We start from the raw sequence: 14,508 nt of genomic DNA, 5'->3' as shown, positions 1-14,508 counted from the left end.
GGCGCGGCCGGTGGGGTCGGCGGCGGGGGCGCCGGTGGCCGGGTCGGCGGGCAGGGCGGTGCGCAGCTCGCGCCAGAGCGGCTTGAGGTATTCCCAGGCTCGCTCGGCTTCGTCGCGTACGGGCACGGAGGCGGGCAGGTGGTAGTCGGCCGAGGTGGTGCCGGGCAGGTTCCGGGCCTCGGCGATGCGCAGCAGCATGTCGGCGGGCAGGAGCCCGCCGACCGTGGTGACGGCGGTGAACGCCAGAGCGGTGCGCCCCACGGTCCCCGCGCCGCCGAACCGTCCGTCGACCGTGCCCAGCCCCACTGGCCCTCCCCGTTTCACCTGTCACGTACAAGGTGGGTACATCCCGCAGGGAGCGTACACCTTCGTCGTTGACGAGCTTCCCATGCATATGTTGACGTCGTCAACGAGTATGCGGCCGTCGGAAGCGCGCAGGGGCTGAGGCCAGGAGGCCGAGGGTGCCGCCGGGTGTCGACGGGCGGTCCCGGGGCCGGTGCGAGACCGTGGTAGGGAGCGGGGCGGCCCAGGTGCGGGCCGTGCCGTCGGAGAGAAAGGCGGACGCCATGGTCTGGGCCTCATGGACCACCCCGGGAGTCTTCAGCGGCCCGGGTGGCGCACGTACGGACGAGGCCGGGATCGTCGCCGGCGACCTGACCGTCCACACCACCTGGGACGGCCGGCAAGTCGATGTGACGATCCAGTACACCGGCACCCTGGACTGGTTCACCCTCACCGGCAGCCCGGTGCCCTGCCGCTCCGAGCGGCACAGCAGGGCCCTGCACCAGGCGGCGGTGGAAGCGGTCAGAACGGGTGGCGGCGCCACGGTGCAGCGGCTCGATGTCACGTCGGTGTCGTGATCCGCGTCGCGATCGGCGTTGAAAACGGGAACGCCGGTGCGCCGGAACGGCGTTGCCGGGCGGGAAAAGAGCCGCAATACAAAGTCGCAGTCAGTTTATAAGACGCACATTGCCCGTTTACGCCGTCAACCAATTGCATTCTGGTAATGGTCCGACGCCTTGTGTACGCTGGCACTATGACGGACAATGCTGCATCTTCGGCCGGCCCGCTGGTCACCGGCTCCGAGATCGCTCGCCTGGCCGGAGTCACGCGGGCGGCCGTCTCCAATTGGCGTCGGCGCTACGACGACTTCCCCGCTCCGGCGGCGGGCGCGGCCAACAGTCCGCTCTATGTGCTCGCCGAGGTCCAGGAGTGGCTGGACAAGCAGCGCAAGGGCCAGGAGGTGTCACCCGAGGTCGAGTTGTGGCAGGCCATGCGGGCCGCGTACGGCGAACAGATGATCGCCGGGCTGGCCGCGGTGGCCGCCGAGCTGGCCGGGGAGCCCGGCGCGGGACTCCCGGACGACATCGCCGCCCGTGTGCGGGAACTGACCCGGGCCGGGCGGCCCGTCGACCTCGTGAACGGACTGACGGAACGCTTCCTGGACTCCGCCCGGCGTGCGGGATCGGACCAGGTGACCCCCGAACGCGTGGTGCGCGCCGTGCGCCATTTCGCCCCCGAGCTGCCCGCCGGCGCCACGGTCTTCGACCCCGCCTGCGGAATCGGGGTGCTGCTGCTGTCCGTCGCCGCCGACACCGGGACGCGCTGCCGGGGCCAGGAGACGGACGCCGACAGCGCCCGTTTCGCCCAGCTCCGCGCCGACCTGCTGGGGAGATCCGGCGTGCGCGTCGTGGCGGGTGATTCCCTGCGGGCGGACGCCTGGCCGGACCTCAAGGCCGATCTGGTCGTCTGCGACCCGCCGGCCGGCGTGACCGAGTGGGGGCGGGAGGAACTGCTGCTCGACTCACGCTGGGAACTGGGCGTCCCGTCCAAGGCCGAGGGGGAACTGGCGTGGCTCCAGCACGCCTACGCGCACACCGAGCCCGGCGGCCAGGTCCTCATGGTGATGCCGGCCTCGGCGGCCTACCGCAAGGCGGGCCGCCGCATCCGCTCGGAACTCGTCCGCAGGGGCATCCTGCGCCAGGTGGTCGCCCTGCCACCGGGGACGGCGACCTCCCACGCCCTGCCCGTCCACCTCTGGTGCCTGCGGCGCCCCGCGAACGCCACGGGCGTCGACACGAACCACACCGTGCGCATGGTCGACCTGACCGGCAACGCTCCCGAGGGAAGCCTCGAACCACGACCCGACCAGGTCGCCGACGTCCCGCTGATCGAGCTGCTGGACGACGTCGTCGACCTGACCCCCGGCAGCCACCTGCGGTCCCGGCACCGCGACTACCCCGGCGAGTACGCGGCCCTGCGCGCGGAACTCGAGGAGCAGGTGCGCCGGCTCGCCGCCCTCCTGCCCGAACTGGCGGCCGGCGGCGGACCGGGCTCACTGGACGCCGCCACCACCAGCGTCGCGGACCTCGCCCGTGCCGGACTCGTCGCCTACGAGGGCCCGGAGCCGGTCTCGACCAGCGACCAGCTCGACACCGACTACCTGCGAGGATTCCTGCGCAGCTCCGCCAACGCCCGCCGGTCCACCAGCGTCAGCGGCACCTACCGCCTCGACGGCAGGGGGTCGCGCATCCCCCGTATGGGCATCGCCGACCAGCGCCGGTACGGCTCCGCCTTCCGGGCCCTCACCGCGTTCGAGGAGGGCATGCGCAAGGCCGACGAGCTGAGCCGGCGGCTCGCCGAGATCGCCCGGGACGGTCTGGCCACCGGCGCCCTGGAGCCGCGGGAGTGAGGACCGGGCGGCCGGTCAGGCCGCCTCCGGCAGGAAGGGGCTCGGAGTCCCGCTCCACGTCACGCTCAGCGCTTCACGCGCGCGTGTGCAGGCGACGAAGAGCAGACACCGCTCCCGGAGCAGATCGGCCTCGTGCTGCAACGGGTCCGCCTCGCGCGGGGTGACCTCCCGCGCGAACGGGACCGCGCCCTCGCCGACACCGAGGACGGACACCGCGCGGAACTCCAGCCCCTTCATGGCGTGCATCGTCGCCAGCCGCACCCCGTCCGCGTCCCGCTCGGTCTGCCCCTTGACGCGCAGCACCGGGACGCCGGCGGCCCGCAGCTTCTCCTCGGCCGCGTCCAGCGAGAGGTTGAAACGCGCGCACACGCCGATCTCGCCCGGCGCCAGCCCCTCGGCGAGCAGTTCCCGGACCCGCTCCACGAGGGCCTCGGTCTCCTCGTGCCGGGTCGCGTACCCCCGCACCCCGGGGCTGCGCCCGTGCAGCAGGGAGCGGTACCCGGCCAGCGAGTCCGTTCCCTCGCCCTCCAGGGCGTCGACCGAGACGGGTGCGAGGAGCCGTGCCGACCAGGCCAGTATCTCCTCGGTGGAGCGGTAGTTGACGCGCAGCCGGAAGCTGCGGCCGACCGTGCCGATGCCCAGGGAGCCCAGCGACACCCGCGAGTCGTAGATCCGCTGGTGCGGGTCGCCGGTGAGGAACAGGTCGTCGGGGCCGGGCGCCACGGCGGCCCGCAGCACCCGCCACTGCGCCGGGTGCAGGTCCTGCGCCTCGTCCACGACGACATGGGCGTACGGGGCCGGCCCGCCGGCCAGCAGTTCCGCAGCCCGGGCGCAGATCCGCAGGTGGGTGGTCTCGCCCCGCTCGCGCAGCGACTGCTCGAACCGCTCCACGCCGCGCCACACCTCCCGCCGGCGCGCGGGCCCCAGCCCGGTGCCCCGGCCGCGACGGCTCGCGCCGAGGTAGGCGTCGAGGTCGGCCAGGTTCTGGCCGAGGACGACGTGCCGGTACTCCTGGGCCAGGAACCGGGCGGTGAACGGCAGACCGAGCTGTCTGACCGTCTTCTCCCACACCTGCCGCTGTTCCCGGTCGCCGAGCGGCTTGGGCACGCCCGCCGACCTCGCGCGCACGACGCCGCCCGCGAAGGCGTCGACCGTCGTCACGTCGACCCGCGCCAGCAGTTCCTCGTCCTGGTCGAGGAGCAGGCCGAGCATCTCGCGCAGTCCGGCGGCGAGCGCGTTCGTGTACGTGGTGAGCAGGACCCGGCCGTCCGCGGAGCGGCCGAGCAGGTGCTTGACCCGGTGCAGCGCTGCCACCGTCTTGCCCGTGCCGGGCCCGCCGGTGACCTGGACGGGACCCCCGTAGGAGGTGCGGCAGGCGACGCGCCGCTGGGAGGGGTGCAGGAACACCCGCCAGGCCGCGAACGGCTTCTCCAGGACCTCTTCCAGCTCCCGCGGTCCGGTGACCAGGCGGATGCGCGCGGACGTGTTGGCGATCACCGTGGCCAGGTCCTCGACCGGCTCGGCGGGCGCGTCGGCGGGCCGGCGGACGGCCACGACGTCCCGGTAGACCTCTTCGGGACCGAAGCCCTCGGCGAGGTACTGCAACACCTCCAGCTGGTCCTCCGGCAGCAGCGTGGCGAACGCGTCCAGCTGGCTCTTGTCCACCAGGGAACGCGCGGCGCGCAGCACCTGGTCGTCGATGCCGAGTTCGCGCAGCGTGCTGTCGGAGACGTCCGCGAACAGCAGCCGGGGGGCCGTGCGCGCGGCCGTCTCGTACAACGGCGTCAGCTCGTCCAGGGCGACGGCGTTGCGCACCTCCAGGGCGCGGGTCGCGGTGTTCGCGCTGTACAGGCGTTTCGCCGCCCAGGTGTAGGCGTCGTCGTGCGGCAGGACGTTGACCAGCAGGAACACATCGCTGCCGTCGTCGGGGGCGAGGACGACGCCGCGCCAGAAGTCGGTGACGCGGATGGTGCGCATCCGCGGGTCACGGGCCTTCTCGACGGACTCCAGGTGCAGTCCCTTGTCCGCGTGGAGTTCGGCGGCGCTCAGGGCGTGGAACTTCGCCATGGCCTTGCGCACTCCGGCTCGGACCGGCTTCTCCAGGGATTCGTAGCCGTCCCAGAAGCTCTGGGCGAAGGCGAGCCGGGGCATGCGGTGTCTTCCTCTCTGCCTGAACGATTTTCATGATCTTCGATCGGGGCGGTCTCCGGCGAGCCGTCCGGCCAGCTGCCCGAGGGCCGCCAGGAGCTGTCCCGGCTCGCGGGAGAGGTCGAGGCTGTGCTGGTACAGCCGCACCCCCCGGCCGTCCGGCCCCGCCGCCGTACCGCGCACCTCGTGGCGGCGCTCGGGCCGCCGTCCGGCCGCGTACACCAGGTGCGCCTCGCGCAGCCCGAGGACGGTGGCGTAGGCGAGGGCCTGGTACAGGTCGGCGTTGTGCAGTCCGTCGGCCTTCTCGACCTTGTACTTGGCGTCCACCACGGCGACCGGGGTACGGCCGTCCCCGGCACGCACGACCAGGTCGGGGCGCAGCCGGACGAGACCCGCGGTGTCGAGGTGGTGGACGTCCTGGAGGCGCGCGACCATGCCGTGCTCCCGCAGCGCCTCCCGCAGGGCGACGGACACGAAGTCCTCGAACAGCCGGTTCATGTCGAGCAGGAAGCCGTCCACGGCGAGCGGGTCCGCCCCGGCCGGGCGGTGTTCCGGCGAGCTGCCGCGCAGGACGGCCTCGGCCAGCCGCAGCGCGGGCTGGTAGCGCGAGTTGAGCCGGGACGGCCGCCAGCGCGGCAGCTCCTGCCCGCGGATCAGCGGCGCGGCGCCGGCGAGGCGCACCCGGTGGTGGGCGAGCCGGCGCCGGACGGGCCCGGGAACACCCGGCAGCCGCAGCAACCGCTCGGCGGCGGCGCGCAGGAGGCGGTTCTCGGCGGTGTCGGCGGTGTACGCGTCGTAGGCGATCTCCACGGGCGGGGTCCGGCCGAAGTGCCGCCGGAGCTGCTCGGCCTCGCGGATCCGCCCCCGTACGACCAGCGCGGACTCCTCCACCTCCCGGTAGCCCTGGAGGACGCCCCGCCGCAGCGCCGCCTCGATCCGCCGCTCCACGGCGTGCGCGAGCGCGGGCACGACGTCGTCGTACGCGCCGGTGTCGACGGTGCCCTCGCGGCTGTCGCGCCAGGCACGGGCCGGGTCGAGACTGAAGCCGAGGAGGAAGAACAGCCGCCGCACCGGGGTCTTGGGCATGATCCGTACGACCGGGCCGCCGGGCGTGCGCACGGCGCCGACCCGGCTGCCCGCCCGCAGCGACCAGTGCCCGTCCCGGCCGGGATCGGGGGCCGCGCTCGACAGGACACCCGAGGCGGCGAGGGCCCGCCCGGCTTCCGCGCCCAGCGGGACGGAGACGGCGGGCCCGTACTCGCGCAGCGTCACCTCGGACGGGGTCACGGCAGCCGCTCGCGCAGCGCGTCGAGGCCGTAGCGGGCGGCGACGTCGAGGCCCTCGCCGTAGTGGTGCTCCTCCAGCAGCGGCAGGATCTTCGTGCGCCAGGTCCGTTCCAGACCGCCGTCGCGGTACACGCCGGGCTTCATCAGGTACGACGGCCCGATGGCGAAGTCCCCGTCCTCGATGCGGGCGTTGAGGGCGTCCAGCAGCCGGGCCGGCTCCGGGTCCCGGTCCTCGCGCCGCAGCCAGCGCGCGAGCAGCCCGGCGGTCGGCTCGGTGCGCGGGGACAGCTCCACGAACGCGAAGCGGCGCCGCATCGCCGCGTCGACCAGGGCGATCGACCGGTCGGCGGTGTTCATCGTGCCGATCACGAACAGGTTGCGCGGCAGCGCGAAGTCGTCCCCCGAGTAGGTGAGCCGCAGGCTCTTCTTGCGGTACTCCAGCAGGAAGTACAGCTCGCCGAAGACCTTCGCCAGGTTGGCGCGGTTGATCTCGTCGATGATCAGGAAGTGCGGCACGTGCCGGTTGCCCTCGCGGGAGGCCAGGTCGGCGAGTTCCCGCAGCGGACCCGCCGTCAGCCGGAACGCCACCTCCCGCGTCTCCGGGTCCGCCACGGGCCGGAACCCCTCGAAGAAGTCCTCGTAGGCGTACGACGGATGGAACTGCACGATCTTGACCTGCTCCGGGCCGCCGCCGAAGTACTCGGCCAGCTTCATCGCCAGATACGTCTTGCCCGTGCCCGGCGGCCCGTAGAACACCAGCTGCCGCTCGTCGAGGAGCAGTTCGCGTATCTCCTCGAGCCAGGCCCGGTCGTGCACGAGGAGGTCGGCGGCGAGCGCGCCGGTGACCTCCGGCAGGGACAGCTCCGGCGGCGCGTCGGGGTACCCGCCGGCGCCGTCGGCCGCCGCCGGGTCCGGGTGCCCGGCCAGCCCGTCCAGCGCGTCGAGGACACCGGTCAGGTCCACGACGTCACGCTGCGCGGACAGCCTCTGCTCCACCTCCTCCGGCAGCTCCTCGTGGGCGTGTCCGCCCACCTGCCAGGCCACGGTCCGGCGCAGGTCGGACAGCCCGCCCGGGGACGCCGTCCGCACGACCTCCCCGGTGATCCGCCCGATGTAGAGCCGGCCGTCGCCGATGGTGATCACCGTGTCGCCGACGCGCATCTGGGTCAGGAAGGCGTGCAACTCGTCCACCAGGCCCTGCTTCTGGTGGTAGGAGGCCGCCCCCTCGTACCCCTCCTCCACGAAGCGGCGCAGGGTGCTCTTGGTGGGCTCGGCCTCCTCCAGGGGCGGCAGGTGCGCGCCCGACAGCGAGACGAACCCCTCCTCCAGCCACAGCTGCCGCACCAGGTTGTGACCCGAGACGTTCGAGCCGCGCACCAGCCACGCCTTCCGCGGGGGGCGCCAGCCGGTGGACAGGTAGTCGGCGAGCGGATGGCCCTCGGCGGTGCGCCAGGACTCCGGCCCGGAGGCGCCGTAGCCGTACACCAGCGCGGCGGCGGCCGAGGAGGAGTTGCAGATGATGTCCCGGGCCACCGTCCAGCGCGGCGGTGTCCACGAGCGGCCGGGTTCGGCGGGGGCGTCGATCAGGGCACCGCCCGCGCGCAGCTCCGCACGGTGGCGGCGCGCGTGGTCGCCGAGCCCCGGCCATGCCTCGGCGGCGACCGACGAACCCCGCAGCAGCAGGAACTTGTACGTGCCGTTGCCGCCGAACTCGGTGAGCAGGTACCCGCGCGCCTCGCCGCCGTCCTTGGGGAGCCGGATGCGGAACTCGGGCGTGCCGGGGAGGCGGTCGGGCTGCGGCATGGGCGACCTTCCGGGAGGGGGGCCTGCGCGAACGCGATCACCTTACCTGTTGTACACGGACCTCGGTAAATACGTTGACGCTGTTAACGCGTAAGCCCTAGGGTGATGCGTGTGCATCGTGTTCGCGATCCGAGAGGACCCCAGTCCCGATGAGCAAGGCCGATGACGCCAAGGGCCTGATCCGGCAGACGCTCGACAAGGCGTTGGTCGCCCAGCAGCCGCTGGCGGAGAAGCATGTCGAGCGCCTGCGGCGAGTCCGTCCCGACGACACCCCGCAGGACCTTATCCGCAGGCTGGACCGTTACTACCTGGCCGGTGTCACCGTGTCCGGAGGAGCGTCCGGCGCGGCGGGGATCGTGCCCGGCGCCGGAATTCCGGCGGCTCTGGCCGATGTCATGCTCTTCACCGAAGCGTCCGTGCTCTACACGCTGTCGCTGGCCGAGGTGCACGGCATCCACCCCGAGGACTTCGAGCGGCGCAAACTGCTGGTCCTGACCGTACTCCTCGGTGACGCGGCGGTCGGCGCATTGGACAAGACCATCGGGCGCACCGGCCCCTACTGGGCACGCCGCATCGTCAAGGCCATCCCCATGGCCGCGATCAACCGGGCCAACAAGGTGCTGGGTCCGCGCTTCATCACCAAGTACGGCACCAGGCAAGGAGTGCTGGTGCTGAGCAAGCAGGTGCCGCTCGGCATCGGTGCCGCGCTCGGCGCCGGCGGCCACCATGTCCTCGGACGGCTGACGATCAAGTCCGCACGCGCCCTCTTCGGACAGCCCCCGTCGGGCTGGGACGGCGACGCTCCGGAGGGCTCGGCCCCCTGAACGACTCGAGCCCGCGCGAGGGCGAAGCCGCGTGCGTCACGCTTCGGCCGGAGTCGTCAGCACCGCCCGGACGGTCTTGCCGCTGGGCGGATAGGGGACGGTGTCCCAGTGGTCGGCGAGGGCGGCGACCAGCGCCAGGCCGCGCCCGCCGGTCCGCAGCGCGCCGTCGTCGGTGTCCGCCGGGACGGGCCGCGGCCGGAGGTCCCCACGGGCGTCGCTGACCTCGACGCGGAGGCGGCCGGCGCCGGGGTCGAGGGCGAGGGACAGCCGGAAGCAGCGGCCGGGCACGAGGCCGTGCAGGACGGCGTTGGCGGCCAGCTCCGCGACGACGAGTTCGGCACGCTCCGTCAGCTCCCGCGGGGCGCCCCAGGAGCGCAGTTCGGCCACGGTGAGCAGCCGGGCGAGACGGGCGCCGCGCCGCGTGGCCGACAGCAGCTGCGTGAAGGTGCGAGCGGGGGCGCTGACTTGGGGTGTCGCGTGGTTCATGGCGCCAGAGTGGCGGGCGCGTACGGGCGGGGACGAGCGCCGCGCCTCGTACGCTGAGTCAGCGTACGGACACGAAGAGTGGACGGTACGTTCTGTTCTCCGCCACGCTGGCGACGAGCACGAGGCGGCGTACGGAGCCGTCGCGGCGCGGTACCGGGAGAGGGGCTGCGGATGGAGAACGACGGAGTCGAGGAGGAGGCGACCGGCGACGTCGGCGCACGGGGGGTCCCGGCGGGGGAGTGGGAGCGCGAGCCCCATCCGTCGGACAGCCTGCGGACGTTCGGCGCGTTCCTCCAGGCCTTACGCGAACACGCAGGGCTCACCCGGGCCCAACTCGCGGAACTGGTGCGGTACTCCAAGCATACGGTGGAGTCGGTGGAGCTGGGCCGCCGGATGCCGGACGAGGCGTTCGTGGAACGCGCTGAGCAGGCACTGGGCAACACCGGGGCGCTGCGGAAGGCCGCCCGGTTCCTGACGCGGGGTGAGGCGGGACTCGCCGCGTGGTTCCGGCGCTGGGCCAGGCTGGAGCGGGAGGCGGTGAGCCTGTGCACATACGAGTGCCGGTTGGTGCCGGGTCTGTTGCAGTCGGAGGCGTATGCGCGGGCGGTGTTCGAGAACAGCATCCCGTTGCTGACCGATCGACAGACGGAGGCGCAACTCACAGCCCGAATGGAACGCCAGGCGATGATGCGGGAGCGGGCGACTATGCCGTTCAGCTTCATCGTGGAGGAGTCGGTCTTCCGGCGCGGGCTGGGCGGGCCGCAGGTGCAGGGGAGCATGCTGGACCATGTGCTTGAGGTCACCGCACCGCGCAACGTGACACTTCAAGTAGTCCCGCTGGAGCTGGAGTTCCACGGGTGCCTGGACGGCCCGGTGCGAATCCTGGAGACCCAGGAGGGACGGCGGCTCGGCTACTCCGAAGGACAGCAGAACGGGCGACTGATCTCCGAGCCGAAAGAGATGAGCCTGCTCTGCCAACGCTATGAAACACTGCGCTCGCAGGCCCTCAACCCGAAGGAATCCCGGGACCTGCTGGAGCGACTGCGAGGAGAGCTATGAGCAGCGGTACTACGGGACTCGCCTGGTTCAAGTCCAGCTACAGCGGCACCCAGGGCGATGACTGCGTGGAGATCGCGATCGCTGAACACGCCGTGCACGTACGGGACTCCAAGGACGTGACCCGCCCGGCCTTCGCAGTGGGCCGTGACGGCTGGAGGCAGTTCGTGCGGTTCGCGTCGGAGCGCTGAACGAAGTATCGAGGGCGTGCCATCCGTCGCTCCGGCGGATGGCACGCCTCAGTCTGTGGGGCCGTAACCGAGGGCCGCGCGGTTGATGACGCGGTCGCCCAGCTCACGGACAGGCGCGGGCCTCGGTTTCGGCGTCGTGCTCTTCTTCGCGGCCGGTTTCTTGCCGCCCGTACGCCCGGCCGGTGCCGGCTGCTTCGCCTGCCTGGCGTTCTTCGCGGCCGGGGTGTTGCGCGCCGCGAACTTCTTGCGCAGCGCGGAGAGCTGCTCGCGCTCCTGGACGGTCAGGTCGGCGGGGAGGGCGTCGGTGAGGGCGCGGGCCCGGCTGAGCGCGTAGCGTGCCTCGTGCCAGCGCTTGCCGTTGATCGCCGTGCGGGCCACCTCGATGGTCCGCTGAAGCGCCTTGATCCTCGCGGGCTGCCGCCGGGGTATGGACGACTCGGCCCCGCTGCCGCGCCGCTGCCCGGCCGCGCGGGTGCCCCAGTCCGTACCCGCGCTCAGGACGACGACTGAACGCGGGTTGCTGCTCTGGCTTCGGCGTACCACTGACGGCTTCCTAGTGGGACTCGGGGTGGCGGGGGCCCTGGCCGGGGGGCGGGGTGAGGGTGGAGCGGTAGGTGCCGGACCCGCCCTCGGTGAGCGGGGTCTCCAGGGTCAGGCCGGCGGCGGCCATACGGTCGTATTCGGCGAGGATCAGGTTCCTGGTGCGGTACTCGCCGTACTTCTCCTCATCCTTGCGCCTGACGATGGGAAAGGTGTCAAGGATGTACGACACGTCGTCGCGTTCGATGCCGTAGAGGTGAAGGAAGAGGGCGTCCAGCTCGGCACGCATCACGGCACGACGGTCCTCGTCCCAGCGGAAGGGGGTTCCGGTGTCGCCGAGGTCGCGGGCGAAGGGGGTCATGTCGTGTGCGGTGTAGGAGAGTTCAAGCACCCGAGGAAGGACGAAGGCGACGTGGGGAAGGAGTTGCTTCGGCTCGGGGACGGGAAGCTGATACGCGATGAAGAAGTTCAGGTGCGTGCCGCCCACTTTGAAGCGTGTCACGAAGTCGAAGGCGAAGGATGAAGCGCAGGCCGCCAGCGCGGCGATCGCCCCCGAGTCGGCCGTGTCGAACGTCGAGATCGGCAGGTTGTTGCCGACCGCTGTGCGGGGGAAGACTCCGACGATGCCTGTGCGCTCATCGGTCGCTCGGCAGATGTCACGCCAGCCCAGCAGCCAATCGCGATTCCACCCCTTGCCGGCCAGGCGAGTTGCGACGCCCGGTTCCGTGACCTCCTGGCCGTTCTCGTCGAAGTTGCCCGTGGGGATGTCGTTCTCCGGCACCCAGTATCGGGGAAGCGGCGTGGTACCGGGGTTCTGCTTCTCGGCGAGGCTGAAGTCCCGGGTGGCGCCGTCTTCCGTGTAAGTGGCCCACCGGTGGTCGTAGTGGTGCAGCAACTTCCCCTCGTACAGAGGAAGGCAGCGCAGGTGATCTCGGGTGAAGACATTCCCGTCGAGCTTCCAGCCGTCGGCCAGGAGATCTTCGCGGGTGCGGAACTTACCCGAGTCGGTGTTCATCATGAACATGAGCTGGAATGAGATGCCCCAAGGATTGCCGTCCGTGTTCGACTCGTTGAGGAGTACCGGGATACGGCGGTAGACGGCCAGCGCGATCTCGGCGTCGCGGCGACTGCGGAAAACGGGACACGTGCCGGTGTTGGGGTTGAGAAGGTTGATCTCTTCAGGGGTGAGGGAGAAGCTTTTCTCCGGATCGACCAGTTCGGCGGGATCGTGCAGGAAAAATGCGAGGCGGGCCGCGCGCTCGGGGAAGCTGTTCCCCGTCAAGGCGAGGATGCAGAACTTGAATGACCTGTGTACGTCGGGGAAAATCGGTGTTGCGTTCTCGAAGTCGAACAGAGCTGCCAACGAGTTGCGCTCGACGAGATCCCTGAAGAAATATTGATTGAACGAGTCGGTGGCGATTCCTGTCGGAATGATCTGCCCGCTGCGTCCTGTCGGCGAAGTGAGGAATCGAGCCGATTCAGCGAAGAGGGAATAGGTGTTGAGGCGTCCGAACGCCGAGAGCGGGAATCGTCCGGATTCATGGGCGAAGTGCTTGATTCCGTCATTCTCGCGCTGTGCGGCCACAAATTCGGAGAAGAGCTCGGGGCGGGCCTCCTCGAGTGTGCGGATCATCTTGTTGCGCGCACTCGTGCTGGTGGCGGCAGTGATCTCCGGTTCGCGGGTGGCGAAGAACTCGCGAGCGTCCAACTGGATCTGATCCCACGGTGGATTCCCCACCACCGCGTTGAACCCGCCGGTCCAGCCCGTACCCGGCTGGACTCCGACGCCGGACTCCGGAACCGCGAACACCTCCGGGAACTCCAGGTGCCAGTGGAAGAACCGGTACTGGTCCCGAAGCCGGAGGATCTCGGCGTGCGTGGCGTCCGGCACCGCCGACTGGTTCCGACTGCGCAGCGCGCGGAACGCCTGGTCGGTCGGTGCCTCCGGGGCCCCTTCCCACTTCGGCCAGACGAACGCGGCGCACCACGCGTCGGCGGCGTGCAGATCCTGGACGTACGACGCCGACTCGACATAGGCCCGGTACGCGGACTCCTGCGCCCGCACCTGCTCCAGGGAGTCGGCCGGTGCCGCGGTGATCCGGGCCAGCTCGGCGGCGTACCGGTCGTTGCCGGGCAGCGCGTCCGTGTCGAAGAGAAGCTCGTCCTGGCCGCCGCGCTGGGCCTTGTTCCGCTTGACGAGGCCGGCCGCGTACTTCTTGTCGTCGCCCTCGATCGGCTTGAACGCGTCGTCCGGCACACCCTCGGCCAGCAGCTTCGGCGTCGCACCGATGAGCCCGTTGCCCCGCTTGACGTGGGCGTCCAGGAAGCCGAGCGGCTTGCCCGGCTCCAGGGCCTCCAGCCACAGCGACACCTTCGCCAGCTCCACGGCCATCGGGTTGAGGTCGACGCCGTAGATGCAGCGGGCGACGACCTCGTGCAGGGCGTGACGCACGGCGTCGACCGTCGGCTCCGGGTTGCGCTCACGCACCGACGCCACCCGCTTGGCGATGCGCCGGGCCGACGCGACGAGGAAGTGGCCGGAGCCGCAAGCCGGGTCACAGACCGTCAGGGAGAGGAGTTCCTCCACGATGTCGTCGGTGGGGTCGGGGCGGCCCGCCGCCGTGCCACGCTGCTCACCCCGCTTGACGGCGTCGTCTATCACCGGGTCCAGCGTCGTGTCGAGCAGGCACTCGATGAGGGAGGACGGGGTGTAGTAACTGCCCGTCGTCTTACGGCTGTTGCCCGCGACCTCGATCAGCTCGAAGGAACGGTCCGTCGCGGAGTGCTTCGGCTCCAGCTCCAGCAGCGACTCGTAGACCGAGCCCAGCTCCTCCGCGTCCAGGTGGCGGTAGTCGACGGGGCGCCAGCGGCGGGCGCCCGGGTCGCGGACCTGGGCGAGGTGACGGACGGCGGCGAGCAAGGACTCGTTGGACAGCTTCAGGCCGTCCAGCGGCGCGTCGGTCTCCGTGGGGGTGAACAGGCCGCCGAGGCCGGGCAGGCCCAGCTCGGGACGGCCGCCCTCGGTGCCGAGGGCGTCGAGGACGATGCGCAGCGCCTGGTACTGGTCGCCGTGGGCCGTACCCTGCCGACGGCGGGCCCGCTCGCGCAGCCGCGCCGAGGAGAAGTACCGTTCGTACGCCTGCCGTTGCCGCTCATCGGCCCCGGGGTCGAGCAGCGCCTCGCGGTCCTCGGCGACGAAGACGAACAACAGGCGGTAGACGAGCCGCAGCAGAGCGTCCCGGAGCGCCTTCGGGTCGACGTCCTCCCGCAGCCGGACATTGTCCGGGTGCCGCAGGAACCCGGTGCCGAGCACGGTCAGCGCGTGCTGCACGCCCAGCCGGAGCTGGTCCAGGGCGCGCGCCCCCGAAGTGACGGCCTCCGCACGCCACTTCTCCAGCCAGCATCCGGAGGCCGCCGTTCCTTCCGGTACTTCGAAGCGGGAGGCGTGGAGTACGCAGTACAGGAGTACGAACTCGCTGAAG

At 71.4% G+C, this 14,508-nt stretch carries 12 protein-coding genes; 5 read left to right on the top strand and 7 right to left on the bottom strand.

Features of this window, described 5'->3' with window-relative positions; all coding sequences use genetic code 11:
* A partial coding sequence (locus tag IF37_RS0136035; protein WP_030753013.1) for a hypothetical protein occupies positions 1-306 on the bottom strand: 306 nt, incomplete at its 3' end.
* Positions 307-566: 260 nt separating this feature from the next.
* On the opposite strand from IF37_RS0136035, the gene IF37_RS0136030 reads away from it, so the two are divergent.
* Positions 567-860, top strand: coding sequence for a hypothetical protein (locus IF37_RS0136030; RefSeq protein WP_030753011.1), 294 nt, complete (start codon positions 567-569; stop codon positions 858-860).
* Between the two features lie 176 nt (positions 861-1,036).
* Entirely contained in the window at positions 1,037-2,692 is a 1,656-nt protein-coding gene (locus tag IF37_RS0136025) for an N-6 DNA methylase (RefSeq protein ID WP_030753009.1), read from the top strand.
* A gap of 15 nt (positions 2,693-2,707) precedes the next feature.
* On the opposite strand, the gene IF37_RS0136020 is transcribed toward IF37_RS0136025, so the two are convergent.
* The 3 genes from IF37_RS0136020 to IF37_RS0136010 are packed head-to-tail and all read right to left on the bottom strand — an operon-like array spanning position 2,708 to position 7,929.
* The gene (locus tag IF37_RS0136020) at positions 2,708-4,843 is read right to left on the bottom strand and encodes a UvrD-helicase domain-containing protein (RefSeq protein ID WP_030753006.1); all 2,136 of its coding nucleotides are present in this window, start codon (positions 4,841-4,843) and stop codon (positions 2,708-2,710) included.
* 30 nt (positions 4,844-4,873) lie between these two features.
* On the bottom strand, positions 4,874-6,127 hold the full coding sequence (locus IF37_RS0136015) for an McrC family protein (protein ID WP_037857958.1): 1,254 nt from the start codon (positions 6,125-6,127) through the stop codon (positions 4,874-4,876).
* Positions 6,124-7,929 carry an AAA family ATPase gene (locus tag IF37_RS0136010; RefSeq protein WP_030753003.1) on the bottom strand — a complete coding sequence of 602 codons (1,806 nt, stop codon included), beginning with the start codon at positions 7,927-7,929 and terminating at the stop codon, positions 6,124-6,126. Before IF37_RS0136010 ends, IF37_RS0136015 begins: the two co-directional genes overlap by 4 nt.
* A gap of 149 nt (positions 7,930-8,078) precedes the next feature.
* On the opposite strand from IF37_RS0136010, the gene IF37_RS0136005 reads away from it, so the two are divergent.
* On the top strand, positions 8,079-8,753 hold the full coding sequence (locus tag IF37_RS0136005) for a hypothetical protein (protein WP_030753000.1): 675 nt from the start codon (positions 8,079-8,081) through the stop codon (positions 8,751-8,753).
* Between the two features lie 36 nt (positions 8,754-8,789).
* On the opposite strand, the gene IF37_RS0136000 is transcribed toward IF37_RS0136005, so the two are convergent.
* Entirely contained in the window at positions 8,790-9,239 is a 450-nt protein-coding gene (locus IF37_RS0136000; RefSeq protein WP_030752997.1) for an ATP-binding protein, read from the bottom strand.
* A 171-nt stretch (positions 9,240-9,410) separates the two neighbouring features.
* On the opposite strand from IF37_RS0136000, the gene IF37_RS0135995 reads away from it, so the two are divergent.
* Positions 9,411-10,298, top strand: coding sequence for a helix-turn-helix transcriptional regulator (locus IF37_RS0135995; protein WP_030752994.1), 888 nt, complete (start codon positions 9,411-9,413; stop codon positions 10,296-10,298).
* On the top strand, positions 10,295-10,486 hold the full coding sequence (locus IF37_RS0135990; RefSeq protein ID WP_030752992.1) for a DUF397 domain-containing protein: 192 nt from the start codon (positions 10,295-10,297) through the stop codon (positions 10,484-10,486). The genes IF37_RS0135995 and IF37_RS0135990 overlap by 4 nt, the downstream gene beginning before the upstream one ends.
* Positions 10,487-10,534: 48 nt before the next feature.
* On the opposite strand, the gene IF37_RS0135985 is transcribed toward IF37_RS0135990, so the two are convergent.
* Together IF37_RS0135985 and IF37_RS0135980 are read right to left on the bottom strand one after the other, a co-directional pair.
* Positions 10,535-11,029: a hypothetical protein gene (locus IF37_RS0135985; RefSeq protein WP_052845561.1), complete on the bottom strand. Its 495-nt coding sequence runs from the start codon at positions 11,027-11,029 to the stop codon at positions 10,535-10,537.
* Positions 11,030-11,039: 10 nt separating this feature from the next.
* Positions 11,040-14,508, bottom strand: a 3,469-nt coding sequence (locus IF37_RS0135980; protein ID WP_030752988.1) for a DNA methyltransferase, incomplete at its 5' end; no start/stop codon positions are given.

Origin of the sequence: Streptomyces sp. NRRL S-31 (genome assembly GCF_000718775.1) — a bacterium.
Lineage (GTDB): Bacteria > Actinomycetota > Actinomycetes > Streptomycetales > Streptomycetaceae > Streptomyces.
This window is presented reverse-complemented; position numbering and strand designations above follow the sequence as displayed.

What these genes read in the sequence shown, in the direction of transcription:
- IF37_RS0136030 (WP_030753011.1), top strand. Translation starts at nt 567, where the DNA reads ATGGTCTGGGCCTCATGGACCACCCCGGGAGTCTTCAGCGGCCCGGGT.
- IF37_RS0136025 (WP_030753009.1), top strand. Translation starts at nt 1,037, where the DNA reads ATGACGGACAATGCTGCATCTTCGGCCGGCCCGCTGGTCACCGGCTCC.
- IF37_RS0136020 (WP_030753006.1), bottom strand. Translation starts at nt 4,843, where the DNA reads ATGCCCCGGCTCGCCTTCGCCCAGAGCTTCTGGGACGGCTACGAATCC.
- IF37_RS0136010 (WP_030753003.1), bottom strand. Translation starts at nt 7,929, where the DNA reads ATGCCGCAGCCCGACCGCCTCCCCGGCACGCCCGAGTTCCGCATCCGG.
- IF37_RS0136005 (WP_030753000.1), top strand. Translation starts at nt 8,079, where the DNA reads ATGAGCAAGGCCGATGACGCCAAGGGCCTGATCCGGCAGACGCTCGAC.
- IF37_RS0136000 (WP_030752997.1), bottom strand. Translation starts at nt 9,239, where the DNA reads ATGAACCACGCGACACCCCAAGTCAGCGCCCCCGCTCGCACCTTCACG.
- IF37_RS0135995 (WP_030752994.1), top strand. Translation starts at nt 9,411, where the DNA reads ATGGAGAACGACGGAGTCGAGGAGGAGGCGACCGGCGACGTCGGCGCA.
- IF37_RS0135990 (WP_030752992.1), top strand. Translation starts at nt 10,295, where the DNA reads ATGAGCAGCGGTACTACGGGACTCGCCTGGTTCAAGTCCAGCTACAGC.